The organism is Amycolatopsis sp. NPDC051372 (assembly GCF_040682095.1).
GTDB lineage: Bacteria > Actinomycetota > Actinomycetes > Mycobacteriales > Pseudonocardiaceae > Amycolatopsis.
This window is the reverse complement of the sequence record NZ_JBFBAF010000038.1, coordinates 21365-47018: the sequence shown is the minus strand read 5'-3', so window position 1 is coordinate 47018 and position 25654 is coordinate 21365. Positions and strand designations below refer to the sequence as shown.

29 protein-coding genes are annotated in these 25654 nt (G+C 70.0%); 13 read left to right on the top strand and 16 right to left on the bottom strand.

Annotated features, from left to right (window positions below):
* Positions 1 to 34: 34 nt before the first annotated feature.
* Together AB0M56_RS41510 and AB0M56_RS41505 are read left to right on the top strand one after the other, a co-directional pair.
* Entirely contained in the window at positions 35 to 661 is a 627-nt protein-coding gene (locus tag AB0M56_RS41510) for a TetR/AcrR family transcriptional regulator (RefSeq protein ID WP_364186506.1), read from the top strand.
* A gap of 5 nt (positions 662 to 666) precedes the next feature.
* Positions 667 to 1350: an alpha/beta hydrolase gene (locus tag AB0M56_RS41505; protein WP_364186505.1), complete on the top strand. Its 684-nt coding sequence runs from the start codon at positions 667 to 669 to the stop codon at positions 1348 to 1350.
* Here AB0M56_RS41505 and AB0M56_RS41500 read toward each other — a convergent pair.
* Together AB0M56_RS41500 and AB0M56_RS41495 are read right to left on the bottom strand one after the other, a co-directional pair.
* Positions 1331 to 2254 (bottom strand): alpha/beta hydrolase, encoded by a 924-nt coding sequence (locus tag AB0M56_RS41500; RefSeq protein WP_364186504.1) that lies wholly within the window; start codon positions 2252 to 2254, stop codon positions 1331 to 1333. The two genes, AB0M56_RS41505 and AB0M56_RS41500, sit on opposite strands and share 20 nt — an antisense overlap.
* On the bottom strand, positions 2251 to 3159 hold the full coding sequence (locus AB0M56_RS41495) for a diiron oxygenase (protein ID WP_364186502.1): 909 nt from the start codon (positions 3157 to 3159) through the stop codon (positions 2251 to 2253). The genes AB0M56_RS41500 and AB0M56_RS41495 overlap by 4 nt, the downstream gene beginning before the upstream one ends.
* Positions 3160 to 3226: 67 nt before the next feature.
* On the opposite strand from AB0M56_RS41495, the gene AB0M56_RS41490 reads away from it, so the two are divergent.
* Positions 3227 to 4015, top strand: coding sequence for a TetR/AcrR family transcriptional regulator (locus AB0M56_RS41490; RefSeq protein ID WP_364186501.1), 789 nt, complete (start codon positions 3227 to 3229; stop codon positions 4013 to 4015).
* Positions 4016 to 4043: 28 nt separating this feature from the next.
* On the top strand, positions 4044 to 4364 hold the full coding sequence (locus AB0M56_RS41485; RefSeq protein WP_364186499.1) for a DUF4873 domain-containing protein: 321 nt from the start codon (positions 4044 to 4046) through the stop codon (positions 4362 to 4364).
* 119 nt (positions 4365 to 4483) lie between these two features.
* Here AB0M56_RS41485 and AB0M56_RS41480 read toward each other — a convergent pair whose 3' ends face one another.
* Together AB0M56_RS41480 and AB0M56_RS41475 are read right to left on the bottom strand one after the other, a co-directional pair.
* Positions 4484 to 4714, bottom strand: coding sequence for a DUF3107 domain-containing protein (locus AB0M56_RS41480; RefSeq protein ID WP_220246448.1), 231 nt, complete (start codon positions 4712 to 4714; stop codon positions 4484 to 4486).
* A gap of 97 nt (positions 4715 to 4811) precedes the next feature.
* Positions 4812 to 5465 (bottom strand): ferritin-like fold-containing protein, encoded by a 654-nt coding sequence (locus AB0M56_RS41475; RefSeq protein ID WP_364186497.1) that lies wholly within the window; start codon positions 5463 to 5465, stop codon positions 4812 to 4814.
* Between the two features lie 289 nt (positions 5466 to 5754).
* On the opposite strand from AB0M56_RS41475, the gene AB0M56_RS41470 reads away from it, so the two are divergent.
* Positions 5755 to 7593: a DEAD/DEAH box helicase gene (locus AB0M56_RS41470; RefSeq protein ID WP_364186495.1), complete on the top strand. Its 1839-nt coding sequence runs from the start codon at positions 5755 to 5757 to the stop codon at positions 7591 to 7593.
* 35 nt (positions 7594 to 7628) lie between these two features.
* Complete coding sequence (locus AB0M56_RS41465) at positions 7629 to 9008, top strand: hypothetical protein (RefSeq protein WP_364186494.1); 1380 nt, start codon at positions 7629 to 7631, stop codon at positions 9006 to 9008.
* On the opposite strand, the gene AB0M56_RS41460 is transcribed toward AB0M56_RS41465, so the two are convergent.
* The 7 genes from AB0M56_RS41460 to AB0M56_RS41430 all read right to left on the bottom strand — a co-directional run bounded on the left by AB0M56_RS41460 (position 8947) and on the right by AB0M56_RS41430 (position 13642).
* Complete coding sequence (locus AB0M56_RS41460) at positions 8947 to 9729, bottom strand: class I SAM-dependent methyltransferase (protein WP_364186493.1); 783 nt, start codon at positions 9727 to 9729, stop codon at positions 8947 to 8949. The two genes, AB0M56_RS41465 and AB0M56_RS41460, sit on opposite strands and share 62 nt — an antisense overlap.
* Entirely contained in the window at positions 9720 to 10277 is a 558-nt protein-coding gene (locus AB0M56_RS41455; protein ID WP_364186492.1) for a hypothetical protein, read from the bottom strand. Before AB0M56_RS41455 ends, AB0M56_RS41460 begins: the two co-directional genes overlap by 10 nt.
* Positions 10278 to 10318: 41 nt before the next feature.
* Positions 10319 to 11179: a PD-(D/E)XK nuclease family protein gene (locus AB0M56_RS41450; protein ID WP_364186490.1), complete on the bottom strand. Its 861-nt coding sequence runs from the start codon at positions 11177 to 11179 to the stop codon at positions 10319 to 10321.
* 159 nt (positions 11180 to 11338) lie between these two features.
* Positions 11339 to 11968: a MarC family protein gene (locus AB0M56_RS41445; RefSeq protein WP_354871416.1), complete on the bottom strand. Its 630-nt coding sequence runs from the start codon at positions 11966 to 11968 to the stop codon at positions 11339 to 11341.
* 1 nt (position 11969) lies between these two features.
* The gene (locus tag AB0M56_RS41440; protein ID WP_364186488.1) at positions 11970 to 12842 is read right to left on the bottom strand and encodes a PHP domain-containing protein; all 873 of its coding nucleotides are present in this window, start codon (positions 12840 to 12842) and stop codon (positions 11970 to 11972) included.
* A 55-nt stretch (positions 12843 to 12897) separates the two neighbouring features.
* Positions 12898 to 13458, bottom strand: a complete 561-nt coding sequence (locus tag AB0M56_RS41435; RefSeq protein WP_220246440.1) for a PH domain-containing protein — start codon at positions 13456 to 13458, stop codon at positions 12898 to 12900.
* A gap of 19 nt (positions 13459 to 13477) precedes the next feature.
* Positions 13478 to 13642 carry a hypothetical protein gene (locus AB0M56_RS41430; protein ID WP_204091374.1) on the bottom strand — a complete coding sequence of 55 codons (165 nt, stop codon included), beginning with the start codon at positions 13640 to 13642 and terminating at the stop codon, positions 13478 to 13480.
* A gap of 170 nt (positions 13643 to 13812) precedes the next feature.
* On the opposite strand from AB0M56_RS41430, the gene AB0M56_RS41425 reads away from it, so the two are divergent.
* Complete coding sequence (locus AB0M56_RS41425; protein ID WP_364186486.1) at positions 13813 to 14214, top strand: NUDIX domain-containing protein; 402 nt, start codon at positions 13813 to 13815, stop codon at positions 14212 to 14214.
* A 250-nt stretch (positions 14215 to 14464) separates the two neighbouring features.
* Here the strand turns inward: AB0M56_RS41425 and AB0M56_RS41420 are convergent, their stop codons facing one another.
* Positions 14465 to 15580, bottom strand: coding sequence for a DUF2332 domain-containing protein (locus AB0M56_RS41420; protein WP_364186485.1), 1116 nt, complete (start codon positions 15578 to 15580; stop codon positions 14465 to 14467).
* 447 nt (positions 15581 to 16027) lie between these two features.
* Here AB0M56_RS41420 and corA point away from each other — a divergent pair, with 447 nt between their 5' ends.
* From corA to AB0M56_RS41400, 4 genes are all read left to right on the top strand, one after another.
* Complete coding sequence (corA, locus tag AB0M56_RS41415; protein WP_364186483.1) at positions 16028 to 17116, top strand: magnesium/cobalt transporter CorA; 1089 nt, start codon at positions 16028 to 16030, stop codon at positions 17114 to 17116.
* A gap of 194 nt (positions 17117 to 17310) precedes the next feature.
* Positions 17311 to 17961, top strand: coding sequence for a metallophosphoesterase (locus AB0M56_RS41410; RefSeq protein ID WP_364186482.1), 651 nt, complete (start codon positions 17311 to 17313; stop codon positions 17959 to 17961).
* Entirely contained in the window at positions 17958 to 18800 is an 843-nt protein-coding gene (locus AB0M56_RS41405; RefSeq protein ID WP_364186481.1) for a chromosome partitioning protein ParB, read from the top strand. The genes AB0M56_RS41410 and AB0M56_RS41405 overlap by 4 nt, the downstream gene beginning before the upstream one ends.
* Before the next feature lie 67 nt (positions 18801 to 18867).
* Positions 18868 to 19242, top strand: coding sequence for a ClpX C4-type zinc finger protein (locus tag AB0M56_RS41400; RefSeq protein WP_364186479.1), 375 nt, complete (start codon positions 18868 to 18870; stop codon positions 19240 to 19242).
* Between the two features lie 88 nt (positions 19243 to 19330).
* On the opposite strand, the gene AB0M56_RS41395 is transcribed toward AB0M56_RS41400, so the two are convergent.
* Together AB0M56_RS41395 and AB0M56_RS41390 are read right to left on the bottom strand one after the other, a co-directional pair.
* The gene (locus AB0M56_RS41395) at positions 19331 to 20494 is read right to left on the bottom strand and encodes an alpha/beta hydrolase family protein (RefSeq protein ID WP_364186477.1); all 1164 of its coding nucleotides are present in this window, start codon (positions 20492 to 20494) and stop codon (positions 19331 to 19333) included.
* Positions 20495 to 20702: 208 nt separating this feature from the next.
* On the bottom strand, positions 20703 to 22208 hold the full coding sequence (locus tag AB0M56_RS41390) for an MFS transporter (protein ID WP_364186476.1): 1506 nt from the start codon (positions 22206 to 22208) through the stop codon (positions 20703 to 20705).
* Between the two features lie 121 nt (positions 22209 to 22329).
* Here AB0M56_RS41390 and AB0M56_RS41385 point away from each other — a divergent pair, with 121 nt between their 5' ends.
* Positions 22330 to 23034 (top strand): TetR/AcrR family transcriptional regulator, encoded by a 705-nt coding sequence (locus AB0M56_RS41385; RefSeq protein WP_364186474.1) that lies wholly within the window; start codon positions 22330 to 22332, stop codon positions 23032 to 23034.
* A gap of 45 nt (positions 23035 to 23079) precedes the next feature.
* Here AB0M56_RS41385 and AB0M56_RS41380 read toward each other — a convergent pair whose 3' ends face one another.
* Positions 23080 to 23274, bottom strand: a complete 195-nt coding sequence (locus tag AB0M56_RS41380; RefSeq protein ID WP_220246430.1) for a PspC domain-containing protein — start codon at positions 23272 to 23274, stop codon at positions 23080 to 23082.
* A gap of 225 nt (positions 23275 to 23499) precedes the next feature.
* Here AB0M56_RS41380 and AB0M56_RS41375 point away from each other — a divergent pair, with 225 nt between their 5' ends.
* The gene (locus tag AB0M56_RS41375; RefSeq protein WP_364186472.1) at positions 23500 to 24414 is read left to right on the top strand and encodes a hypothetical protein; all 915 of its coding nucleotides are present in this window, start codon (positions 23500 to 23502) and stop codon (positions 24412 to 24414) included.
* 56 nt (positions 24415 to 24470) lie between these two features.
* Here AB0M56_RS41375 and ugpC read toward each other — a convergent pair whose 3' ends face one another.
* Positions 24471 to 25652, bottom strand: a complete 1182-nt coding sequence (gene ugpC, locus AB0M56_RS41370) for a sn-glycerol-3-phosphate ABC transporter ATP-binding protein UgpC (protein ID WP_364186470.1) — start codon at positions 25650 to 25652, stop codon at positions 24471 to 24473.
* Between the last annotated feature and the right edge of the window lie 2 nt (positions 25653 to 25654).

Here is a 25654-nt window from a genome sequence, read left to right as displayed (position 1 = left end):
CTACTGCCCGGCGAAGCCGTGGACGGGAGGAAGAATGACGGAAATGGCGCGACTGCAGCAACGGGGCGTCCGGCTGCCCAGGACCGAACGCCGCGCCCAGCTGCTGACGGCCGCGCAACGCGTCTTCGCTGAAAACGGCTACCACGCCGCGGCCATGGACGAGATCGCCGAGGAGGCGGGCGTCAGCAAGCCCGTGCTGTACCAGCACTTCCCCGGCAAGCTGGACCTCTACATCGCACTGCTCGAAAGCCACGTCGACGCCCTGGTGAGCCGTGTGAAGGGGGCGCTCGACTCGACGAGCGACAACCGCCAGCGCGTGCCGGCCACGGTCGGTGCCTTCTTCGACTTCGTGAGTGAAGACGCCGGCGCGTTCCGGATGGTCTTCGAGAGCGACCTGCGCGGCGAGCCGGCCGTGCAGGAGGCGGTGGACCGCGCGACTTCGGCGAGTGTCGAGGCCATCACCGAGACCATCACGGCCGACGCCGGGCTCGACGACCACAAGGCGCGGCTGCTGGCCGTCGGCCTCGTGGGCATGTCGCAGGTGTCCGCGCGCTACTGGCTCCAGCACAACCAGGCGATGTCGCAGGAGGAAGCCGTGGCGCTCACGGCCAACCTCGCGTGGCGCGGCATCGGCGGTGGCTTCCCGCTCAAGGACGGCTGACGCGCTTGGCCCCGCTCGTGGTGGCCGTCCCCGGCACGCTCTGCAGCCCGGCGGTCTTCGGTCCGCTGGCGCGGGCGTGGCCGGGCGTCGTGCACGCCGTGGACTGGATGTCGGCGCCCGGGCCGTGGCGGATCGAGGACGTGGCCGAGCGGATCGCTGCGCGGATCGACAGGCCGGTGCTGCTCGTGGGGCATTCGACGGGTGGCTGCATCGCGTTGCGGCTCACGGCCGAACACCCCGGGCTGGTGTCCGGGCTCCTGCTTGCGAACACCGGCGCGCACATGCGGGGCCACGGTGACGTCGACGGGATCCTTCAGACGATTTCGCAGGCTTGGGGGCCGAAGCTGCACGCGGCGGTGCTGGACCGGTCGTTCGCTTCACCGTTGCCGGTGGAGCTGCGTGACGACCTGCTCGCGTACGCCGCGCGCGTGCCGCAGGAGGCCGCGCTGGAGGTGCTGACGAGCCAGCGCGATCTCGACCTCACACCGGAGCTCGCGTCGATCCGGTGTCCGGTGCGGGTACTGCACGGCGTCCACGACCGAGCGCGGTCCTTGGCGGACGCGCGCTACCTGGTGGCGCTCCTGCCTGACGCGGAACTGACCACAGTGGACACTGGGCACACCCCCGTGTTCGAGGATGTGCCGGCGACCGTCGCGGCGTTGAAGTCCCTTATGCAGCAGGGGTTCTAGCGGACACGGCCTGCAGCAGGGTCTTGAGCCGCGCGGCGACTTCGGCCGCGCGTTCCTGCGGAAGCATGTGGCCGGCGCCCGGGTAGCGGATGAACTCGGCGTCGGGCAGCTCGTCGGCGATCACCTTCGCGTGCGACAGCGGGCACAGCCGGTCCTTCTCCCCCGCCAGCACCACTGCGGGCACAGTCCGCAGCGCGCGCAAGGCCACGCGGCAGTCGTGCACGGAGATCGCGTCCTGGAATTCCCCCAATGATGCTGGATGCGCGCACAGCAGCTGGTCCACGACACTGTTCACGTCGCCGCGGTTCGGTTTGTCGCCGAACACCAGGAACCGCGCGCCGGACCGCACCATCGCCGGGCTCAACGGCAGCCGTTCGCCCTTGCGGTGCGCCAGCGCTTTGGCCAGCCGCCGCTCGAACCGCGCCGACATCGACCCGGCCAGGCCCGGCAGCCCCAGCGTGATGCGGTCCATCTGGCCCGACGACGTGGCCACGAACGCCACACCGGCGACGCGCGCCTTCACCAGCTCCGGATGACGTTCGGCGAGCGCCATGATCGTCATGCCGCCCATCGAATGGCCCGCCAGCACGAGCGGTCCCTTCGGTACGCGTTCGGCGATCAGCTCGGCGAGGTCGTCCGCGAGTCGCGGGATCGTCGCAGCCCCCCGCCGAGCCGGCGACGATCCCCCGTGGCCGCGCAGGTCGTAGCGCAACACCCGCGTGGCCGGACCGAGGTGCCGCACGACGCCGTCCCACGTGCGGTGGTCCTGCGTCCAGCCGTGCACCAGCACGAGCGTCGTCGGTGCGTCTGCCGGACCGGACGTCTCGACCTGCAGGGCGGCACCGTCGCCGGCCACGAACCGGTGCTCGCGCGCCGGGTCACGCAGCCCTTCGAGCGTGGTCACTTGCCCTCCGGCAGCAGGAAGGACTTCTTCCAGAAATAGCGCCCCGGCAAGCCGACCAGGCCCGACTCCTGCAGGAAGGGCATGATCTTCTCGCCGGCCCACGCGATCGTCGCGCGCCAGTGCGGGTTGTTCAGCGCCGCTTCGACGCCGTCGCGCGGGCGGATGCCGACAGCCTTGTAGACGTTGGGGTTGATGAACGCGCGCGTGACGAAGTACGAGATCAACGCGATGATGAACTGCTGGTAGGCGATCTCGTGCTTGCCCAGCTTGGCCATCCCGCGCGTGACCTCTTCGCGCGCGAAGGTCACGTGGCGCGCTTCTTCGAGCACGTGGATGCGGTTGACCATGCGCACCAGCGGCTGCACGTTCTCGTCGACCATCTGCTCGCGCTGCAAGCGGTCGAGCACCTCTTCGGCCACGAGGATCGCGCCGTAGCGGGCGGGGCCGTAGGAGATGGTGGGCATGAGCTTCGCGAACTGGCGCAGCGCCGGCACCGGGCCATAGGCGGGGCAGCCGATGCGCGCGGCCATGCGGGCGAACATCGTGGAGTGGCGGCATTCGTCGGCGATCTCGGTGAGGGCGAACTGCGCGTGGGAGCTCGTGGGGTCCTCGTCGTAGACCTCCTTGAGCAGCATCTGCATAAGGAGGATCTCGAACCACAGGCCGGTGGTGGCGACGCTCGCGACCTCGTGCTTGCCGAGCTCGATGCGCTGCTCGGGGGTGAGCTCGTCCCAGAGTTTCGTGCCGTAGAGCGACGAGCGCTCGGGGAGGATGAAGTTCTTGCCGTCGACGAGCGGTGCGTCCCAGTCGATGTCGACATCGGGGTCGTAGAACTTGTTCGCCGAAGACTTCAGCAGCCGGTCGGCGGTCTTCTCCCGATCGGTCTCCTTGAGCGTCCGCGTCATCGCTCGCCCTCTCTCCTGTAGCGGTAACCTCTAGCTGTAACTTGAGGTAACAGTTACCTCTGGTAGCATGACCCGGGTGATCGAACGTGTCAAGCGCTCCAGCAAGCAGTCCGGCAAGCACCCGGCTCCGGGCGAGGCCGCGACCGGTGACGCCCGGCGGGACCGGTGGCGCAAGCACCGCATCGCGCGCCGGGCGGAGTTCGTGGAGGCCGCGCTGCGGGCGCTCGACAGCCATGGTCCGGACCTGGGCATGGAGGACGTCGCGGCGGAGGCCGGCGTCACGAAACCCGTGCTGTACCGGCACTTCGAGGACAAGGCCGACCTGTACGTGGCCCTCGGCCAGCGCGGCACGGAGATCCTCTTCGAACGCCTGATCCCGGCGATCAACGCGGAGCTCGCGCCGGTGCCCCGCATCCGCATGGCGCTCGACGCGTTCTTCTCCGTCATCGAGGAACACCCGAACCTCTACCGCCTGCTCGCCCGCGGCGGTCTGCACGAGAAGACGGTGAGCGACTCCGACGTCGTCGCCGAGGACAAGGAAGTCATCGCCACCGCGCTGACCGCCCTGCTCGGCGACTACATGCGAATGTTCTCCATGGACTCCGGCGCGGCCGAACCGTGGGCACACGGGATCGTCGGCATGGTCCAGAGCACCGGCGAGTGGTGGCTCGACCGCCGTTCGATGAGTCGCGACTCCGTGGTCGAGTACCTCACGCAGATCATCTGGGCGGCCATCGACGGGCTCACCCGCCAGCACGGCGTCGTGATCGACCCGAACCTGCCGCTGGAGGAGAACAAGGTCGTCCGGCTCGGACGCGCCAAGACCGACGCCCCGGCGGACAGCGACGCGGGCTGAGCTGTTTTCTCTCGTTGGGAGGCTTTTCATGAGCGACGAAGACGGTTACGCCGGCACTGCGACCCTCGTCGTCGATGGCGTGGAAATGGCTGTGCAGGTCGACCTGCGCGGCTACTTCCAGCCGATCGACGGGTACTACCACTGGTACGGGCGGGTCTCCGCTTCGGGCGAGCTGACCGCGGCGGTGGGCGGCCGGAAGAAGGCTTGCACGGTCGTGGTGGAGGATCGTTCGGCTGACGGTGAGCTGTCGGATCCGGACCCCTGGGGGCGGTACCGGATCATGGGGACGTCCACGCCGCCGTTTTCGGTGCCGACGAGCTTGGAAGAAGTCGAAGCGGCGACTGCCTGATTCGGGGCCCAGCGACTCATCAAAGCTCCCCAAGACAGGAAAAAGCCGCCCCGGGCCAAAGCCCAGGGCGGCTTTTCGTCAAACCGCGAAAACTCGAGAACCGCCAGAACTCGCGAGCCTCAGTCGCCGACGCCGAAGCCGACCTTGCGGACGTCCGAGGGGGCGATCTCGACGTACGCGATGCGGTCGGACGGGACGATGTACTTGCGGCCCTTCTCGTCGTTGAGGCGGAAGAGCCCGTCACCGGCCGTCAGGGCCTCGGCGACCAGCTTCTCCACCTCGTCGGCGGTCTGGCCACTGGACACCACCAGCTCGCGCGGCGTGTCCTTGATGCCGATCTTGACCTCCACGTGGGACCTCCGCTGGAAATTCGTTGTCGTTACGCCTGGCAAGGCTAGCCCAACCGCAGCGCTGCGGTGTCGCGCCACCGCGTGGTGAACCGGCACTTCAGCCGAGACCGAGCGCCTGCATGCGCTTCGTGTGCCCCTGCTGCAACCGCCGGAACAACCCGGCGATTCCCGACAGGTCGCCGGAGCCCGAGACGATGAGTTCGGCCAGGCCATCGCGTTCGGCGACCACGTACTGGGCCTGCGTGAGGGCCTCGCCCAGGAGCCGGCGGCCCCACAGCGCGAGCTTGTCGCGCGTCTTCGGGTCAGCCTTGATGCCTGCGGCGACTTCGCGCTCGGCGAACGCGGAATGACCCGTGTCGGCGAGGACGGTGAGCACCAGGTCCTTCGTCTCCGGGTCGAGCCAGCTGGCGATCTCGCGGTACAGATCCGCCGCGAGGCCGTCGCCGACGTAGGCCTTGACCAGCGATTCCAGCCACGACTTGGGCCGCGTCGAGGCGTGCCACGCGTCGACCTGGGCCACGAAAGGGCGCATGGCGTCGTCGACGGACACGCCGTGGGCGGCGAGGTGGGCCGAAAGCATGTCGAAGTGACCGATCTCGGCCGCGGCCATGGAGGCGAGCGCGGCGCGGCCGGCGAGCGTCGGCGCGGTGCGGGCGTCCTCGGCCATCCGGTCGAACGCGGAAAGCTCGAGATAGGCGATCACGCCGAGCAGGTCGACGACGCCTTCGCTGATCTCTTTCGGGTCGGTCACGGCGACGAGGGTATCGCCGAACCCGTGGTCGACGCCGTGAAGAGACCGATCCCACGCCGCGCCGTCGCGCCCGGTAGTGTTGAAAAACTCCTGACCAGGTACACTGCGGAAGAATTGACAAGGCTTCCGCACGTCTTCTGGCTGCGGGAAACAGGCGGGCGACCGGCGCCACCAGGGCTGCCGGGGCTCGCTGCAATTGTGCGTGCACGCCTCCAGCGGCATTCCCGGGAGGGCGGCTGCGGCGCCGGATCTTCACGGTGCCTGCCCAGACCCCCCGGTCGAGTGTCGAGTGACAACCGGCCTGTGCGCGCTGGTCACGAGAGAGGCGATCACCCTGACCGCAGAACAGTCCACAACCGAAGAAACCACCACCCCCGCAGTCGCGCTGGAGCACAGCGAGACCGGCCCGGCCGCGCTCGACACCTCGCACCCGCTGCAGGCGGGCGTCGAGGTCGAGCCCGAGGCGCCCACCTTCGCATCGTTCGGCGTGAAGCCGGAGATCGTGAAGGCGCTGGGCGAGGCCGGCATCGAGCGCACGTTCGCCATCCAGGCGCTCACGCTGCCGCTGGCCATGGCGGGCGACGACCTCATCGGCCAGGCCCGCACCGGCATGGGCAAGACGCTGGGCTTCGGCGTCCCGTTGCTGCACCGCGTGCAGGTGCCCGGCGACGGCACCCCGCAGGTGCTGGTCGTGGTCCCGACCCGCGAGCTGTGCATCCAGGTCGCCAACGACCTCAAGGGCGCCGGCAAGCACCTCGGCATCCGCACGCTGGCCATCTACGGCGGGCGGCCGTACGAGCCGCAGATCGAGGCGCTGCGCAAGGGCGTCGACGTCGTGATCGGCACCCCGGGCCGCCTGCTCGACCTGGCCGAGCAGCAGCACCTGGTGCTGGGCAAGGTCCGCGGGCTCGTGCTCGACGAGGCCGACGAGATGCTCGACCTGGGCTTCCTGCCCGACATCGAGCGCATCCTGCGGATGGTGCCGGACGAACGGCAGACCATGCTGTTCTCCGCCACGATGCCGGGCCCGATCATCACGCTGGCGCGCACGTTCCTGCGTCAGCCCACGCACATCCGCGCCGAGGAAAACGACGCGAGCGCGATCCACGAGCGCACCACGCAGTTCGTCTACCGGGCGCACTCGATGGACAAGCCGGAGGTCATCGCCCGGGTGCTGCAGTCCGAAGGCCGCGGGCTCACCATGATCTTCAGCCGCACCAAGCGCACCGCGCAGAAGGTGGCCGACGACCTGGTGGAGCGCGGCTTCGCGGCCGCCGCCGTGCACGGTGACCTCGGCCAGGGCGCTCGCGAACAGGCGCTGCGCGCGTTCCGCTCGGGCAAGGTCGACGTGCTGGTGGCCACCGACGTCGCGGCTCGCGGCATCGACATCGACGACGTCACCCACGTCATCAACTACCAGTGCCCCGACGACGAGAAGACCTACGTGCACCGCATCGGCCGCACCGGCCGCGCGGGGCGCACGGGTGTCGCGGTCACACTCGTCGACTGGGACGAGATGCCCCGCTGGAAGCTTATTTCCGACACGCTGGGTCTGGACAAGCCGGAGCCGGTGGAGACGTACTCGTCGTCGCCGCACCTGTTCAGCGACCTCGGCATCCCGGAGGGCACCACCGGCCGGCTCCCGCTCGCGAAGCGGACTCGCGCCGGGCTGGCCGCCGAGGAGGAAGAGGACCTGGGCGGCAGGCGCCGTGGCCGTGGTGGCCGGGGCGCCGCTGCCGAGGAGGCCGCGCCGCGCAAGCGCACGCGGGCTCCGCGCAAGCGCACCCGTGGTGGCGCGAATGCGGCTGAGGCGGTCGAGAAGGCGCACGCTGCGGCTGCCGCCGACTCCGCTGCGTCGGGTTCGGGTTCGGGTTCGGGTTCGGGTTCGGGTTCGGGTTCGGGTTCGGGTTCGGGTTCGGGTTCGGGTTCGGGTTCGGGCGAGGAGCGCACGCGGTCGCGTCGCCGCACCCGTGGTGGTGGCGGTGGGGAGTCGACCGGCCCTGCCGGCGCGGCCACCGCGTCGGCCTCGGCTTCGGGCGAAACCGGAGAAACGGGTGAGCGTCCGGCACGTCGGCGCCGTCGTCGCCGCCCCTCCGCGACGTCTGATACACCTGCGTCGGCAGACTGAGGGGACCAGCGGAGCCGAAGGCGGGAGCCAGGTACGTGAGCGACCACGAAGACGGCGCACCGGACCAGTCTGAACCGGACGTTCCGGCTTTTGTACCGCCTTCGGACTCCGGGGTGGTTTCGCACCGTCCCCTCGGCACCGAAGATGTTTTGCCCCCGTCGCAGAGTTCTGCGAGCACTGTGACGGGCCCTCCCGTTCGCGTGCGGCGCTCGCCGTGGAACCGCGGGCGGGACCGCGTGATCGCGGCGTTGATCGCTGTGGTCGTGGTGGTTGTGGCGCTGGTTGTCGTGTTGAACAGCGACAACCTGCACACGAGCCGCGCGCTCGCTTCCACGCCGCCGAGGTTGCCGCCGGCGCCCACGGCTGTGCCGGGTTCGATGGCGCAGCTGTGGCAGGCGCCCAGTTCGGCCACGCCCGTGCCGATCGGCGAGGGCGACACCGTGACCACCGCCGACGGCGGCGAGATCGCGGGCCGCGACCCGCTCACCGGGCAGATCCGCTGGCACTACACGCGCGAGAACCTGCAACTGTGCACTGTGGACACCGCGTGGGGCCGCGTGAACGCGGTGTACCACAAGGCAATGGGCTGCAGCGAGGTCACACAGCTCGACCCGACCACGGGCCAGATCACGGCCCAGCGCAACGGCGACGCGGAGCTCGGCACCCAGCTCGTCAGCGACGGCAGCCACGTGACCACCACCGGCAAGCACCTGCTCGACACCTGGCGCGACGACCTCGTGAAGAGCATGGAGTACGGCCAGGTCCCGTTCATGGTCAACCCGAACAAGCAGCCGCGCACGGGCTGCACGTACGGCACGGTCGCCGCGGCCGCCGAGAAGGTCGGCGTGATCGAGCGCTGCCCCGGCGATCCCCACGACCGCCTCACCGTTTACAAGGCCACGGCCGAACACGAGGACGAGCCGCAGGTCGTCTTCAGCACCATCCTGGCCGGCTCGCGCGCCCGCGTGATTGCCATGTCGGGCGACTTCACAGCCGTGCTGCTGCCCGACCAGAAGCTCCTGGTCATCTACGGCCCGGACGGCAATGAGCGCTCCGCGTACCCGATGGACCTGCCGGCCGGCGATTTGGCCGGCGACCCCGCGGGCGGCGTCGAACAGACCACCCGCACCGACAGCGGCGTGTACTGGTTCACGGGCACCAAGACCGTCGCTCTGTCGCGCGACGACCTCACCCCGCGCTGGACCCTCGACAGCACCCGTGGCCCCGGCATCACCTTCGCCCGCCAGCTCGTCGTCCCCATCAACGGCGGTTTGGCCGTGCTCAACGAATCCAACGGCGCCACGATCCGCACGGTCGGCGTCGACCGTGGGGCATACCGAGGGGTTGTACGGCTTACAGCTTTGGGGCCGGTGCTGCTTGAGCAGCGCGGTCCTGTGGTTGCCGCACTGCGCTAGCGATCGTGACGATCTCGCGGCTCTGCTCCGTCAGGGGGCCGCGTTCGCAGTCGCCGAACCGCTCCTCGACGACGAACCCCGCCGCGGCGAGAAAGTCGTCCAGCTCGGCCGGGCCGAGGAACCGCAGCGCCGCGCGGTCGACGCGCAGCACGGTGCCTTCGGGGTCGGCGGCGGTCTCGGTGAACGTGACAACGCCGCCGACGACCGACTCGACCTCGTGCCACAACCGGAGGGGACGCGGCTGGGAGACGGTGACCGGGTGAGCGGGAGTCCAGTCCTCCCAAGCCTTTGCCCGCGGGTGGCGCGTCTCGAACGCGAACCTTCCGCCGGGTCGTAGCGCGCGACGGATGGCGGTGAGGGAGTCGCGCAGCTCTTCGTCGGTGGTGAGGCACTGGAACGCGTGGCCGGTCATCGTGGCCAGGTCGAACTCGGCTTCGGCGGTGAGCGCGGCGGCGGTTCCTTCCCGCCACTCGACGTCCGTGCGCCGCCTTGCCCGGGCGAGCGCCGCGCGATCGGGATCGAGGCCGAGGAGCCGGCCTCGGTGGCCTCGGTCGCGGGCGTGGTGCAGCATGCCGCCGGTGCCGCACCCGACGTCGAGGACGTTGTGCGCGCTCTCGACGAGGGCGTCGTAGAAGTGATCCGCGGGGAAGTCGCCCCAGCTGTTGAGGACGTCGTACAGCTCCGCCGCGTCGTCCTCGGAGAGCACGCGGGTCAGGCCCACCAGAACACGGTGAGCGCCACGAAAGCGACCACCAGCACCCCAATGCCCGCCAGGCCGGCGGCGCGGCCGTAGCGCCGATCCGCGACCCGCTGCAGCACCAACGCGACCACCGCGGCGACGGGGTGGCCCACCAGCAACAGCACGCTCGGCCCGGGCGCCCCGGTGGCGAGGCAGGCCGCGCCGACACCCAGCACGCCCACCGCCAGCACGGCCAGTCCCGCGGCGATCGACCCCGTCAACCCCCGCCACCACCGCCCACGCGGCTTCCCCGCGCCGACGGCGTCGATCCGCTGTGGCGCCGCGACGGGCAGGTACTCGGCCGCCGTCTCAGCCGCGTGCGTCGCCGTGGCCGGGTCGGGCTCGGCGTCGACGGCCGCCGACTCGGCGACAGACGCTTCCGAAACAGGTTCCGACGGCTGACCGTGCTCGTCAGCCTCCGCCGGCGGAGCTTCGACGTGGGCGTCCGACGGACCGGTGCCCTCGCGAGTGGCGACGTCCGCCGCGGCCAAGGGGGCGGTGGTCAGTTCCTCGGTGTCGGGTGAGGCCACGGTGGAGGGTCCGTCCAATCGTCGGCTCGAAGGGAGGGCGGTCAAGGCGCCAGGAGGTCCCACGGCTGGGACGCGGGCGCGGCCTGCTGGCCTTCCGCACAGCTCGGACGGAAGTCGCACCAGGAGCAGCGGCGGTCGGGGCGGGCGGGGAACAGGGCGTCGCCGTCGGCGCCTGCGTCGAGGGTATCCGTGGCGAGGCGTAAGTCGCCCGCGGTTTCTTCGGCGCGTTGGAGGTGGCGGCGGAGCGAGTCGGGCGTGTGTTCGGCCGCGGCGATCGTGCCGGTGGGCAGGTGGTGGAGCTCGACCTTGGTGCAGGGCATGCGAAGTGTGCGAGAAGAAGCCACCGCGTACATGGCCAACGCCTGCGAAGCGCGGGCCTCGTACTCGTCGGGAGCGCGCCGGCCGGTCTTGTAGTCGACGATGACCAGTTCGCCGCCGCGCCGGTCGATGCGGTCGGCGCGGCCCTCGATGATCATCGTGGGCTGCCCGCCGGTGGTGCTGACCGGCGCGGACACCCAGCGCTCGAGGCCGATCGGGTCGTCGGTGACGTCGTGGTCCTCCACGTACTCCCCGACCCAGCCCTTGGCCCGCGCCCGGTAGCGCGCGGCCTGTTCGGCGTCCTCGAACCCCGCGTCCTTCCAGTACTCGCCCACGAGCGCCATCGCGCGCTGCGCGGTGCGCTTGGCGACGGGCAGGTCGAACAATGCCCGCAACGCGTTGTGCACCACCGCGCCCAGCGTGCTGTGCGCCCACGGGCCGGTGCGCTGCGGCGTCGGGCGCTGCAGGTAGCTCAGGCGGTAGCGGCGCGGGCAGTCCTCGAACGTGCTCAGCCGCGCCGGCGACACCTTCGTGAGCCGCTGCGGCTGCTCGACGCCGAAATCGAACCCCAGCTGTTCCTTCACTCGACCCCCGTTCGGTTCCGGCGTCCACGCTACGCACCACCACCGACACTTTCCGGCGCGGGGCGGCCCTCGGCCGAACGCCGCGGCTCGTGGCCCGGCAACCGCGAAACCGTGTCGGTGCGCGAGATCCACGCCTCGGGCAGCGACTGCCGGCCGAGCCTAGAAGTTCCCGGCGATGAAGCCTTTCACGGAGTTCGCCACCAGCTCCACGGCGATCGCCGCCAGCAGCAGACCCGCGATCTTCGCGACGAGCGTGATGCCGCTTTCCTTGATCAGCCGGATGACCACGCCCGAGAAGCGCATGCACGTGTAGATCACGAAGTGCACGGCGATGATCGCGCACCCCAGCGCGATGTAGGCGCCGAGGTGGCCGTCGGCCTGGCGGACGAACACGATCGTCGCCGCGATGGCGCCCGGGCCGGCGAGCAACGGCGTGCCGAGGGGCACGAGGGCGACATTGACGTCGTCGGTCGCTTCGGGTTCGTTGCCGCCCTTGCCCGTGAGCAGCTGCAGCGCGATGAGCAGGAGCAGCAGGCCACCAGCGCCCTGCAGCGCAGGGATGCCGATGCCGAGGTACGCGAGGATCGCTTGCCCGGCGACGGCGAACAGCGTGATGACCAGCAGCGAAACCAGCACCGCTTGACGCGCCGCCTTCACGCGCGTGGCCATCGGCTTGCGGCCGACCAGGCTCAGGAACACCGGCACCGTGCCCGGCGGGTCCATGATGACGATGAGAGTGATGGTGGCACTGATGAACAGCTTCGCGTCGAAGAACTGCGCGACGCCCATCTCAGCCCTTCACGATCTGCGACCCGGTGGCGCGTGCGACGAGCTGCTCGAACTGACCGGGGTCGGTCGTCTCCTGGCCGAGGCCGATCGTCTTGTTCGTGCCGTGGTAGTCGCTCGACCCGGTGCGGATGAGCCCCAGCTCGTCGGCGAGCTCACGCGTGCGGACGCGCGTGGCCGGCTCGTGGTTGGGGTGGTCCACCTCGACGCCGGTCAAGCCTCGGCGGGCGAGGTCGCGCAGGGTGTCCTCGCTGATCGTCGCGCCGCGGCTGTAGGCGAACGGGTGCGCGATCACCGTGACGCCACCCGCGGCGACGATCATGTCGATCGCCTCCTCGACGGCGGTGTCGTGGCGCGGCACGTAGTAGCCGCGGCGGCTGCCGAGGTACTCCGCGAAGGCCTCGTCGACGCTCGACACCAGCCCGGCGCGCACGAGCGCCTGCGCGAGGTGCGGCCGGCCGGCCGGCGAGTCGGCGGGCAGCAGGCCCATGATCTCGTCGGCGTCGATCGGGAGGCCGTCGGCGGCCATGCGGGCCGCCATCGCGCGCAGCCGCGTGCGGCGTTCGGCCCGCAGGCGCGTCTGCTCGGCGACCAGCGCGGGCGCGGTCGGGTCGAAGAGGTATGCGAGCAGGTGCACGCTGATCCGCCAGCCCGTTTCCGGGTCGACGGACACGGTGGACAGCTCGGCGCCGGGGACGAGAGTCAGCCCGGGCGGGACGGCCTCCGCCGCCGGCGCCCAGCCGGCGGTGGTGTCGTGGTCGGTGATCGCGACCACGTCGAGGCCGGCCCGGACGGCGGCTTGGACAAGCCCGGAAGGGCTGTCAGTGCCGTCGGAGGCCGTGGAGTGGGCGTGCAGGTCGATGCGCATCGTGACCATTCTCGACGATGCGCTGCATCACAGCGACGCCGGTACCTGGGACAACGCCCGCAGGTCAGCCGACGGGCTTCTTGCCCCTCGCGGCACGCTGCGCCTTGATCATGGAGAAGCGCTCGGCCTGTTTCTGCTTGTCGCCGAACACGAGCTCCGAGATCGTGTCGTAGAACTCCTCGGGCCGAGGCAGGTAGTCGATGCGGTTCAGCGCCTGGATCTGACCGGCGGACTCGACGACCATCGTCCCGTAACCGAGCACCCGGCCCCAGCCGGGCCGCTCGTAGGTGAGGTCGGTGACCTTCGTGATGGGCATCATCAGCACCTTCGTGGTGATGACGCCCTTGGTCAGCACGAAGCGCTTGTCCGTGACGACGAGGCGCTCGACCCACCACTGGACGACCGCGTAGGCGAACCGCAGCACGACCAGCAGCGCGACGTACCAGAGGATGTTCTGCACCACCCACAACGACGGTGGCAGCAGGTACGAGACCAGCACACAGACGGCGAGCAGGGCCGCCGCCTCGAACGTGTCCCAGAGCAGCACTGCCCAGTGGCGGCGGATGCGAATGACCCGCCGCTCGGTGTCGAGCAGGTACTCGTCGGGGTCGCGTGGCGCGAACATGTCTCGAGGTTATCCTCCGTCAGCCGTTGAACACGTTGCTGACGAACGAGACCACCGATTCGGCCGAGCTACGGAGGAATTCGACGATGTTGCCGACGAGTCCCGCCGCCTGGTTCGGCTGAGCGATCACGAAGAACAGCACCAACGCGATACCCACGAGACCCGCAAGCTTCTTCGCGTTCACAGCGATCAATCCCGTCTCTAAACGTGGCACCGGAAAACTGACTTTCTACGTTGTACCGCACCAACCACCCACGCGGCAGGAAAGTCCCGCGCATGGGTCAGCAGGCCGTCCGAAGTGTACCGTATGGCTACTCTCCGTGTACAGCGTGACGAATCCAGGGGTTGACACTCATGGACATCCGAGTGCCCTGCGTGGGCGGCATCGTGTTCGACGACCAGGGCAGACTGCTGCTCATCCAGCGCGGTCACGATCCGGGCAAGGGCCTCTGGTCGTTGCCCGGCGGCCGGGTCGAACAGGGCGAAACGGACACCGAAGCCGTCGTTCGCGAGCTGCGCGAAGAGACCGGCCTCGACGTGACACCGCACACATTCGTGGGCATGGTCGCCCGCGGCCCCTACGACATCCGGGACTACGAGTGCACCGTCGCGGCCGGAACCCTCACCGCCGGCGACGACGCCGACGACGCCCGCTGGGTCGACTCGGCCGAACTGGTGGAGCTGCACACCTCGGGCCTGCTCGTGGACTTGCTTTTCATCACGCTGCGTGACTGGGGCGCGCTGCCGAGGACCTGAGTCAAGTCGGTGCATTTCCGCGGTGCGCCGATTGCTTGCGCGAATGTTCGTGGATTTCGCACGTCGGTGAATGGTGTTATCCCCGCACCGATCGGCGGATGAGCACGGGAAATGCGGGTTGAGCAATTCCGCATCAATGCATGCATGTGTGGACGCATGGGCGAGCGGTGCGCGGGTGTGACCGATGGGGTGAATGTGACACAGGTGACACAGCGTGCAGCTGGTGCAGCTGGTGCGCCTGCGCGAGCGGTCAGGCGGGCAGCCACGTCATGCGCTGCCCGCGCGGCGTGGTCCGGGCCAGCGCGCGGGCCACGGGCTTGCCGTCGGACCACGAGACCAGGCCGAGCACGCAGGAGTCCGACGAGCCGGGCGCCGGTGCGTCCAGGTCCGTGCGATCCGGCATCACGAGCTTGAGACCGGCCGCGTAGAAGCCCTCCGTGACCCACCACAGGGGGCGCGTAGCCGCGAGCGAAGCCAACGCGGCCACGAAGTCGGCCCGACGGTCGCCGAAGTAGGCCAGCGCGTGGCTGGTGAGGACCACCAGCGGCAGCTCGGCCGGCAACGTCGCCGCGGCCGCGGCCAGGTCGTCCACGCCGTCGCCGGCGATCAGGGGCGGCACGTGTTTGCGCTGTTCCGCGGCGGCCGTGCGAAGGAGCCGGATGCGATCCGGCTGGTCGGCCCAGACGCAGGCTTCCAGCCAGGCCAGCTCGTCCTCGTCGGCGAGGTCGACGGGGGCACGGTCCAGACCGGCGCGCGCGGCGATGGAGACCTTCTTCGGCAGCTTCGGCAGCACCGCGCCGGGCGCGAGGTCCAGGGCGCAGTGCAGGCCGACGGCGGCCTTGGCGGGTCCGGCGACGAGCTGCTCGCCGCCGTCGCACTGGTAGCGGTAGGAGAAGCGGTCGAGGCCGAGCAGCAAACCCGCGCTGCAGCCGACCTCGAGCAGGGCGATCTTGCCGCCCGCTTCCTTCGCGGCCGCTGCGACCGCGGGGTACACGAGCGAGGCGCGGCGGACCTCGTTGGTCTGGGTGTAGCGAGTCGAAATGATCTGACGGGCCTTGTCCGCGCGCTCCAGCAGGAAGGTGCGGAACAGCGGCCAGGTCTCGTTGTCCACGCCGTCGAAACCGCCCAGTGACGGGTAGTAGCGCGACAGCGGGTGGATCGGGTCGGCCTGGATGAGGCGGTGGGCCGTGGCCAGCAGCAGGGTGCCGCGAGCCTCGCCGCCGCGAGCGTCGGTGAGCAGGCCGGCGACGTCGTCGTCCTCGGCCGACTGCGCGGCGAGGTGCTCGTACAGCGGCGAGACGCCGCGCGCCTCGACCTCGGCGAACGTGCGCAACCGCTGCTTGATCTCTTCCAGGGCGATGGCCACCCGCGCTCCTCTTCGAACAACTCCGTGCCGGGGTACTGTGCCGATCGTTACCAATCCGACCACATCACGCCGAATGACTTCGTAGCAACGGTTACGTGCCGCGTGGGGGTCGGCCTGCTTTTGGCCGGATCGGTAACCCCGCCTGAGCCACTTGCGACACTCACCGGTGGTGAGGAGTACCCTCGACCATTGGTGTTCGTGCGTCAACGCGAGCCCCACCACTCTCCGCGTCTCACAATCGCGCCGGCCTGAAGGAGGTGAGGAACGCCCCATGAGTAGTGGCGATAGTCCGCTCCCTAGTAGTCCCAGCGTTCCCGCCGAGCCGGCCGGCCGATCTCTCTCCTGGTAGGTCCGGCGAACAGGGAACGCCGGTGATGCCGGACGGACGCTGAAGTCCGCCTGGCCGTCGTCTTCGTGCTCCACCACGACGCCAGCCCAGGAGATCCCATGCCTGCCATCCCCTCCCTCGGAGGCCTTCGCGGCCGCGGCGGCAGCCGCACCAAGCCGATGCTCGAGCGGCCGATCCCCGTGCCCTTGTCGGCGTACGTCGTCGACTGCGCGGTGTACGTCGACGGCGCGCGCTTGCCCGGCCGCTGGACGCATTCCGACGCCATCAAAGAGGTGCGCAAGCGGCACGCGGGGTTCGTCTGGATCGGACTGCACGAACCGGACGGAGAGCAGATCCAGGGCATCGCCGACACGTTCGGGCTCCACGAGCTGGCCGTGGAAGACGCACTGGAAGCCCACCAGCGGCCGAAGCTCGAGCGCTACGACGACACGCTCTTCCTGGTGCTCAAGACCGTCCGCTACGTGGAGCACGAGTCGCCGACGACGGCCAACGAGATCGTCGAGACCGGCGAGCTCATGGTGTTCCTCGGCCGCGACTTCGTGATCACCGTGCGCCACGGCAACCACTCCGGCCTCGCCCGGCTGCGCCGCGACATGGACGACGACCAGGAACGCCTGAACCTCGGCCCGGCCGCGGTGGTCCACGCCATCGCCGACCACGTGGTGGACCACTACCTCGAGGTCTCGAGCCGCATCGAGTCCGACATCGACGAGATCGAGGCACAGGTGTTCGCGCCGCGTTCGCTGGTGAGCGCCGAGCAGATCTACCTGATGAAGCGGGAAGTGCTGGAGCTGCGCCGCGCCGTGCTGCCGCTCGCCACGCCCGTCTCGCGCCTGGCCGAGGGCTACACGCGGCTGGTGCCCGACGAGGTGCGCTCGTACTTCCGCGACGTCGCCGACCACCTCGTGACCGTGTCCGAGCGCGTGGCCGCGTTCGACGAGCTGCTGAGCACCCTGGTCGACGCCACCGTCGCGAAGATCTCGCTGCAGCAGAACACCGACATGCGCAAGATCACCGCGTGGGCCGCGATCATCACCGTTCCCACGATGGGCGCGGGGATCTACGGCATGAACTTCGACTACATGCCCGAGCTGCACTGGAAGTTCGGCTACCCGATCGCGGTCACGGTGATCTTCGCGATCTGCCTGCTCCTGTACCGAATATTCCGGAAGAACGGCTGGCTCTAGGCCGCCACGCGGTCCCCGTTCCTTCACCCGGTAGCACTACAGGAGTACTCCCATGCCTCGTTTGCTGACCAACCTCAAGTTCTGGGCCCTGACCCTCGGGATCGTCTGGATCCTCGGCATCGTCACCGTGATCACCCTCAACCCGGGTTTCTCTCACGGCATGAAGTGACGCCACCAGGCCTTACCCTGGGCGCATGCCGAAAGCGCTGGTGGTGGCCGACGAGGTCGACGAACGGCTGTGGACCGGTGCGGTCCGCTCGCTCGACGTCGACCTCGTGGTCGCCGCCGGCGACCTGCCGTACGACTACCTCGAGTTCCTCGCCGGCGCGCTCGACGTGCCGTGCGTGTTCGTTCCGGGCAACCACGATCCCGACCTGAGTGGGTACACCCGCTACGGCGGACTGTCCATGAAGGACGGTTTCCCCACCGAATGGCCCGGCCCCGCGGGCGGGATCAACGCCGACGGACGGGTGGTCGACGTCGCCGGCCTCCGGTTCGCCGGGCTCGGCGGCTCGATCCGATACAACGACGGCCCGAACCAATGGACGCAACGCCAGCAGTCGCGCCGGGCCCGCAGGCTCGAATGGCGCGCGAAGTGGCGCCGCCGCGACGGGCGCGAGGTCGACGTGCTGCTCACCCACTCCCCTCCGCTGCACCTCGGGGACCGCGAAGACCCACCGCACCGCGGTTTCGCCTGCCTGCACCGCACGATCGCCACGCTGCGGCCGCGCTGGCTGCTGCACGGCCACATCCACCCGCACGGCGAACCGGTGCCCGACCGCGTGGTCGGCACCACCCGCGTGCGCAACGTGGTGGGCCACCGGATCATGGAGTTCCCGCAATGACCAGACCCACTGGCTTCCCGCGCGCCGACGCCGAACACGACTTCCTGCGCGCCCGCCGCGGCCAGGTCCTTTCGCGACTGTCCACGTGGCTGCGCCGCGAGCCCGACGACGTGAACATCATGCTGCCGTTCCACGAAGTCGTCGACGCGCTGGGTTACGCCGGCGAGTCGCGCATCGGGCTGCGAGTGATCACTTTGGACTCGATCGTGGGCACCGTGGACCGCAGCCGCGACTTCGACCGCCGCTTCCGCCCGACGTCCGGGCGCGTGCGCGAACGCTGGGAGCGGCTCGCGCTCGCGGCCCGCCGAGGGGAAGCGATCCCGCCGATCGAGGTGTACCGCGTGGGCGAGCTGCACTTCATCATCGACGGCCACCATCGCGTGTCCGTCGCCCACGCACAGGGTCTGTCCACACTAGAGGCCCAGGTCACCGCGGTGCGCACGAAGCTCAACCCCAACGGCATCCGCTACCGCGGCGACCTGATCGTGAAGGACTACCGGCGGCTGTTCCTCGAACGCGTGCCGCTGACCGGCCACGCGCGGGCGTCGGTGATCATGTCGGACCCGTGGGACTACGCGCAGCTCGGCGAGCACGTGGAGGCGTGGGGCTTCCGGCTGATGCAGGACGAGGGCCGCTTCACCGATCGCGCCGGGCTCGCGCAGCGCTGGTTCGACGAGGAGTTCACGCCCGTCACCGGCATGCTCCGCCAGGCCGACCTGGTCGGCGACCGCACCGACGCCGAGGCGTACCTGTGGGTCGCCGCCGAGCGCTACCGGCTCATCCGCACCCACCGCTGGGACGACGACGTGATCGAGGCGCTGCGCTCCCGTCGCCACTGACCCTTGTCAGGACCTCCCTGACACGGCTAGTGTCAGGGACGTCCTGACATGTTCCTGGGGAGGTCCGATGACCGACGACAGCTACTGCTCCTTCTGCCTCAAGCGCGCCGACGAGGTCAGCAAGCTCATCTCCGGCGCGGGTGTGTACATCTGCGACGGCTGCGTGAGCCTGTGCGGCGAGATCCTCGCCGGGCAGCACGAGCCGGCCACGCCGGAAGTGACGCTGTGGGAACGGAAGTCCGACGACGAGATCCTGCAGAGTATCCCGCGCATGGCCATGGTGAGCGCCCAGGCCGACGGACGCATCCAGGCTCAGGTGGACCTGCTGCGGTCGCGCGGTGTGGCCTGGGCGCGCATCGGCGAGGCACTGGGCGTGACGCGGCAATCGGCGTGGGAACGGTTTTCAGCAGTTTCTTCTGCCTCGGTTCCGCCGAGGCGGTGAGATCGCCGCAAGCCGGCTTCTTCCCTCCCGATTTCCGCGCGACCCAGGGGCCGCACGGAAATCGCTCAGTCCAGAAGCCGGCGCGATCTCACAACGTCTTCGACAGCCACGGGTAGACGGTGCCCGTCCACACCTGCTGGCCGAGGCCGGCGCAGTGGCCGTCGACGCCTTCGGCCGCGGTGAGCCGGACGACCTGGGCTTTGGTGGTGAGCGCGTCGCGCAGTGTTGGGCCGCCGCCGCCCGTGAAGTCGTGTTCAGACTCCACGAGCAGGGCCGGGCAGGTGATGTTCGCCGCGTCGGCGAGCATGGTGAACCGCCGCAACTCGGCGAAGTACTCGCGGACGGAGTCGATGCCGTGGGCGGCCATGCGGGCGCGGAAGAACTCCGCGCGGTCGGCGTTGCGCCGCATCTGCACCCGCACCGCGGGCGCGGCCGCCAGTGCGGCCGGGCCGGACGGCACCCGCGCGCCGAGGTCCGGCTGCGCCGGGTCGCACACGAGCGCGACGATCCGGTGCTCGGCCGTCGCCGCGCGCGGCGCGAGGTACCCGGCGAACGACCGGCCGACGAGGACCACCTTCTCCGGGTCGACCTCGGGCCGGTCGAGCAGCCAGTCGAGCACGGGGGTGAGCAAGTTTTCGAAGTCGTGGCGCAGGTACCGGTGCTGGATGTAGAGCGTCTCGCCTTGCCCGGGGCCGTCGAACACGAGCACGTTGTAGCCGCGGTCGACGGCGCCGGGCACGTCGAGCCAGCCGGATTCGGCCGTGGAGTCGTAGCCGCACGGCAGTACGACGGTGGGCCGCGGCGTGCTGGACGCGTGCGGAGCGAAGAAGTAGCCGTGCAGAGTCGTGTCCTCGTATGGGATCCGCACCGCTTCGGCGGGGTACTCGAGGAGCTTCGCGGCCTCCGCGAACGCCTCGACGTGACCGCGGTACGCGGACTGCAGCCGCGGATCGTCCACATCGGACCGAATGAAGAAGTACGCCTGCCGGAAGTACTCGCTCGCGCGCAGGAACGCGTGGCGCGCGCTCACGCGGTCCCCGGCGGCCAGCGCCGAGTCCGCCGCGACGCGAGCACGATCCGCGGTGGCCAACCACGCGTCGTACCAGCCACCGCCGGAGAGCTTGTCGAGGCCGCGCGCGGTCGCGAACGCCTCGCCGAGGTCGGCCGCGTGCACCACCGCGGCGTTGAGCGTGCGCACGAACTGGCCGTCGTAGCTCGGATTGCGGAAGAAGACCTTCGCCGGGTCCGTCATGTCCGGTGAGTCGCGCGGGCCGCGGCGTGGGTTACCGGTGTTGAAAAAAGAACGGTCAGTGGTCAGACGCCCAGCCACTCGCGAGATCGCGCCGGCTTCTGGACTGAGCGATTTTCGTGCGGCCCCTGGGCCGCACGAAAATCGGGAGGGAAGAAGCCGGCTTGCGGCGATCTCGCCGCCTCGGCGGAGCCGAGGCAGACAACAGTGGTCAGACATGGACCGCCGACACCACGGCCGTACCGCGCGGGGCGCCCGGGCGCAGCAGCAGCCCGGTGATCACCGCGCCGACCGCGAAGATGACCGCGGCCCAGGTGAACGCCGTGGTGTAGCTGTGCACGGCTGCCTCCGCGACGAGCTGCGGCGTGGGCGCGCGCCCGGCCAGAAACGCCGTCGCGGCGTTGCCCGCGAGCGTGCTCAGCAGCGCGGTGCCGATCGAGCCACCCACCTGCTGCATCGTGTTGACCGTCGCCGACGCGACGCCCGCGTCGTGCAGCTCGACCCCGAAGGTCGCGACGCTCATCGCCGGCGCCATCGACAGGCCGATGCCCACGCCGAGCACCATGAGCGGTCCCAGCACGCCTCCGGCGTAGGTGCTGCCGGCGTCGATCGCACTCAGCCACAGCAGACCGCCCGCGGCGATCAGCATGCCCGTGGGCACCAGCGGCTTCGGCCCGAATCGCGGCAGCAGCACGCTCGTCGCCGTGGTCGCGGCCGCCATGAGCGTGGCGACCATCGGCAGGAAGCCGAACCCGCTCTCGATGGGCGTGAACTTCAGGTTCTGCTGCACGTAGAACGTGAGGAACAGGAAGATCGAGAACATCCCGATCGCGATGAGGAACATCGCGATGTACGAGCCGCCGCGGTCGCGGTCGAGCAGCACGCGCATCGGCAGCAACGGGTGCTTCACGCGTTGCTGCAGCACGACGAACGTCGCCAGCAGCGCCAGCCCCGCCGCGAGGAAACCCCACACCGAGATCGAGCCCCACGAGTCGTGCTCGGCGTTGGAGAAGCCGTAGACGAGCGCGAAGAGACCGGCCGACGCGCTGATCGTGCCCGGGAGGTCGAGCTTCGGCCGCGGGCCGTCGGACTCCTGGCGGCGCAGCAGCAGCGCGCCGCCGATGAAGGCGATGACCGCGAACACGATGTTCACGAACATGCACCAGCGCCAGTCGAGGTACTCGGTGAGCACGCCGCCCAGCAGCAGGCCGATGGCGGCACCGCCACCACCGATCGCGCCGAACACGCCGAACGCGCGGCCGCGTTCCTTCGGGTCGGTGAACGTGGTGGTGAGCAGGGAAAGCGCGGCCGGCGCGAGCAGCGCGCCGAACACACCCTGTGCCGCGCGGGCGATCAGCAGCATCTCGATGCTGCTCGCCGCGCCGCCGATCGCGGACACCGCGGCGAAGCCGGCCAGGCCCACGAGGAACGCGTTCTTGCGGCCGAACAGGTCCGCGAGCCGCCCGCCGAGCAGCAGCAGGCTGCCGAACGCGAGCGCGTACGCGGTGACGACCCACTGGCGGGCGTCGTTGGAGAAACCGAGGTCGACCTGCGCGGAAGGCAGCGCGATGTTCACGACGGTGGCGTCGAGCACCACCATCAGCTGGGCCAGGCCGATCATCACGAGGATGGCCCAGCGTCTGGAGTGGTGCGGGTTTTCGGCGTGGCTCGGCGCGTCCTCCCCCGGACGCTCGAGCGTGGCCGTCGAGTCAGGCATGCGGATTTCTCTCACGGATAGTGCTCAAAGCGCTATGCGGAGTAGGTCCCTCCCCTTACTTGGCCCAAGGTACACAAAAACCGGAGATGGTGCCTCGACTTCTTTTGGTAACCTGGGCGTCATGCCACCGGACGCCGCACCGGCGCGGCCGCTGCGGCGTGATGCCGAGCTCAACCGCCGGCGCATCCTCGAATCCGCTCGCGCCGTCTTCGGCAAACGCGGGCTGGAGGCGACGCTTGACGACGTCGCCCACCACGCCGGCCTGGGCGTCGGCACCGTCTACCGGCGGTTCCCCAGCAAGGAACACCTGGTCGAGGCGATGTTCGTCGAGCAATTGCAGGACATCGCCGACCTCGCGGAGCAGGCGCTGGGCGCCGAAGACCCGTGGGACGGCTTCGTCGACTTCGTGTGGCGCACGGTCGAGCTGCACTCCGCCGACCGCGGGCTGCGGGAGATCATGCTGTCCAAGGCGTTCGGGCACGAGCACGTGGCCGAGGTGAAAGCGCACATGGTGCCGCTCATCACGCGGCTGATGGAGCGCGCGCAGGAGTCCGGGCAGCTGCGGGCCGACCTCGTGCCCACCGATCTGCCGCTGATCCACCAGATGGTCGGCGCGGCGGTCGAGTACACCAGCGCCGTGGAGCCGCACCTGTGGCGCCGCTGTCTCGCGCTGATCCTCGACGGCCTGCGCGCCGAGCCGGGCCGCGCGACCGAGCTGCCGCACCCGGGGCTCGACCAGGCCGAGATCGATCAGGCGATGTGCGCGTGGCGCCAGCCGCGCCACCCGCATCCGGCCGCTCCCCCGGTTCCGCGCGAAAAGCCGTGAAGAGCACCACGCGGGTGCCCTTCACGGCTTCGGTGCGGCCGGACGTCACTCGCTGGGCATGACGGCCCAGAGGATCAGGTAGGCGACGAACTGCGGGCCGGGCAGCAGGCAGGACAGCAGCGCGAGCACGCGGACCTTGCCCGGCGTGGTGCCGAAGCGGCGGGCGAGCCCGGCACACACGCCGCCGATCATGCGGTCGTTGCGCGGGCGGCTCAGCCTCTGCGTGACAGGTGCGGTCATCGTGGTCCCTCCCGTTGGGTTCGTGACTCCAGGACACCAGGAACGCGCCGCGAGCACATCGCTCCCCGGGACGATTCGGACCCCTAAGGGCCCGAGCCGGCCCGCCCGCCACGCACGGACCGGCGTCCGATTTCACGGCGCTGACCTGCGTGAACACCACAGCGCACTGTGGGATTTCCCTGTCAGGGCTGATTTTTCGCACGATTCGTGGTGATACTGCACCCCGTGCGCTCCCCCTTCGGACCCGTTGTCGTCGCGCTCGGTGGCGCGCTCCTGCTCGCCGGCTGCTCCTCGGCCGCCGCCCCCGCGCCCGTCTCGCAAGCCCCCTCGCCGATGACGGCCGTTGCGGCGCTCGGCGACTTCACCACGCTCGACTACTGCAGCCTGCTCGACGTCTCCCGCCTGCGCGGCGCGACGGCCGACGACCCCGACTCGTCGTTCACCGACTGCCGGACCGACTACGTGCGCAGCGGCAGGCAGCACACGGTGAGCGTGGGCCCGCTGGCCGCCGACGCCGACCCGAACGTGAAGCCGTACGAGTACTCCGGGCCGCTCCCCGACGGCGTCGCCGTGCAGCAGGCCGGGTTCACGCCCGACAAAACCTGCTCACGCGTGGTGACATTCGCCGACGGCATCCGCCTCAACGTCGCCGTGACCGACGCCGAGGGCGCCGGCGCGTCGGCCGACCGCTGCTCCGACGCCGACGCCGTGGTGGGCGGGGTCCTCGCGGCCGCGAGCGGCGGCAAGGTGCGCCACCACCAGTTCCCCGACCGCTCGTGGGGCCGCGTCGACCCGTGCGCGCTGCTCAACGTCCACGAGCTCGACACGATCGCCGGTGCCGGCACGCAGCCCTCGGCCGGGTTGTCGGGCCACTCCTGCATCCGCGGCACGGTGAGCGTCGCGTTCTCCGTGCAGAAACAGGCACCCACCGGCGCGACCACAACCCTCGGCGGCCGCACGGCGCGCCAGAGCACCGACGGAGCGTTCTGCCACCTGACGACCACTCAGCCGTCGCCCGACACCCCGGGGCGCGGCGAGCAGGCGGTGGTGAGCGTGGTGGACACGAGCGGTTCGAGCGGCGCGGCCGCGTGCCCGGTCGCGAGCCAGGTCGCGGCGCTGGTGTTCGCGAAGATCCCCTGAGCACGACGAAGGCCCCTTCCCGAGCTGAGCGTGAAGGGGCCTTCGCGGGCAGGAACCTATTCCTGGTAGGTCAGGTTCCGGCCGTTGCTCGGGTCGAACAGCTTCACCTTGTCCGCGTCGAACCAGATCTCCAGGTCCGCGTTCTCCGCGGCCTGGGACTCGGCCGAGAGCCGGGCCACGATGAGTGACTCGGCGCCCGGCACGTCGGCGGAACCGCTGTCGGCGGCCAGCTCGGCGAGCTCGGCCGACGTGGCCACCTCGCCTTCCACGGTGAAGTGCGCGAACTTCTCCGAGCCCATCGACTCGAGCACGTCGATGTGCGCGGTGAACGTGGAACCGGCGCCGCGCTGGGCGGCGTCGACGAGCGACGCGTCCTCGAAGTTCTCCGGCCGGATGCCGGCGATCACCTCGCGCGGGGCGTTGGCGGCCTCGGCCATGCGGCGGACGCGGTCGGTGAGCGGCGTGGTGCCCAGCGGGCTGTGCAGCTCGCCGTTCTCCAGCGTCGCCGGGACGAAGTTCATCGACGGCGAGCCGATGAACCCGGCCACGAACAGGTTCGCCGGGTTGTCGTAGAGGAACTGCGGCGAGCCGATCTGCTGCACGTACCCGGCCCGCAGCACCACCACGCGGTCACCCAGCGTCATGGCCTCGGTCTGGTCGTGGGTCACGTACAGCGTGGTCGTGCCCAGCTGCTTCTGGATCTTCGACACCGACGTGCGCATCTGCCCACGCAGCTTGGCGTCCAGGTTGGACAGTGGTTCGTCCATCAGGAACGCCTTGGGGTTGCGCACGATCGCGCGCCCCATCGCCACGCGCTGGCGCTGGCCACCGGAGAGGTTCGACGGCTTGCGGTCCAGGTGCGCGGTGAGGTCGAGGATCTTCGCCGCCTCCTCCACCTTCGCCTTCACCGTCGCGTCCGCCACCTTGGCCAGCCGCAACGGGAACGCCATGTTCTCGCGCACGCTCATGTGCGGGTAGAGCGCGTAGGACTGGAACACCATCGCGATGTCGCGGTCCTTCGGCGCCCGCTCGTTCACACGCTTGCCGTCGATGCGCAGCTCGCCGGACGAGATGTCCTCCAGCCCGGCCACCATGTTGAGGGTGGTCGACTTCCCGCAGCCGGACGGGCCGACGAGGATGATGAACTCGCCGTCCGCGATGGTGATGTCCACTTCGGACACCGCAAGCGCGCCGTCGGGGTAACGCTTCGAAACTTTGTCGAGGACGATTTCAGCCATGG

Excerpts from the sequence above, each read along its gene's own strand:
- AB0M56_RS41380 (WP_220246430.1), bottom strand. The coding sequence starts at position 23,274 with ATGACCGCACCTGTCACGCAGAGGCTGAGCCGCCCGCGCAACGACCGC.
- AB0M56_RS41440 (WP_364186488.1), bottom strand. The coding sequence starts at position 12,842 with ATGGTCACGATGCGCATCGACCTGCACGCCCACTCCACGGCCTCCGAC.
- AB0M56_RS41385 (WP_364186474.1), top strand. The coding sequence starts at position 22,330 with ATGCCACCGGACGCCGCACCGGCGCGGCCGCTGCGGCGTGATGCCGAG.
- AB0M56_RS41410 (WP_364186482.1), top strand. The coding sequence starts at position 17,311 with ATGCCGAAAGCGCTGGTGGTGGCCGACGAGGTCGACGAACGGCTGTGG.
- AB0M56_RS41510 (WP_364186506.1), top strand. The coding sequence starts at position 35 with ATGACGGAAATGGCGCGACTGCAGCAACGGGGCGTCCGGCTGCCCAGG.
- AB0M56_RS41435 (WP_220246440.1), bottom strand. The coding sequence starts at position 13,458 with ATGTTCGCGCCACGCGACCCCGACGAGTACCTGCTCGACACCGAGCGG.
- AB0M56_RS41405 (WP_364186481.1), top strand. The coding sequence starts at position 17,958 with ATGACCAGACCCACTGGCTTCCCGCGCGCCGACGCCGAACACGACTTC.
- AB0M56_RS41485 (WP_364186499.1), top strand. The coding sequence starts at position 4,044 with ATGAGCGACGAAGACGGTTACGCCGGCACTGCGACCCTCGTCGTCGAT.
- AB0M56_RS41495 (WP_364186502.1), bottom strand. The coding sequence starts at position 3,159 with ATGACGCGGACGCTCAAGGAGACCGATCGGGAGAAGACCGCCGACCGG.
- AB0M56_RS41490 (WP_364186501.1), top strand. The coding sequence starts at position 3,227 with ATGACCCGGGTGATCGAACGTGTCAAGCGCTCCAGCAAGCAGTCCGGC.
- AB0M56_RS41390 (WP_364186476.1), bottom strand. The coding sequence starts at position 22,208 with ATGCCTGACTCGACGGCCACGCTCGAGCGTCCGGGGGAGGACGCGCCG.
- AB0M56_RS41445 (WP_354871416.1), bottom strand. The coding sequence starts at position 11,968 with ATGGGCGTCGCGCAGTTCTTCGACGCGAAGCTGTTCATCAGTGCCACC.
- AB0M56_RS41395 (WP_364186477.1), bottom strand. The coding sequence starts at position 20,494 with ATGACGGACCCGGCGAAGGTCTTCTTCCGCAATCCGAGCTACGACGGC.
- ugpC (WP_364186470.1), bottom strand. The coding sequence starts at position 25,652 with ATGGCTGAAATCGTCCTCGACAAAGTTTCGAAGCGTTACCCCGACGGC.
- AB0M56_RS41400 (WP_364186479.1), top strand. The coding sequence starts at position 18,868 with ATGACCGACGACAGCTACTGCTCCTTCTGCCTCAAGCGCGCCGACGAG.
- corA (WP_364186483.1), top strand. The coding sequence starts at position 16,028 with ATGCCTGCCATCCCCTCCCTCGGAGGCCTTCGCGGCCGCGGCGGCAGC.
- AB0M56_RS41425 (WP_364186486.1), top strand. The coding sequence starts at position 13,813 with ATGGACATCCGAGTGCCCTGCGTGGGCGGCATCGTGTTCGACGACCAG.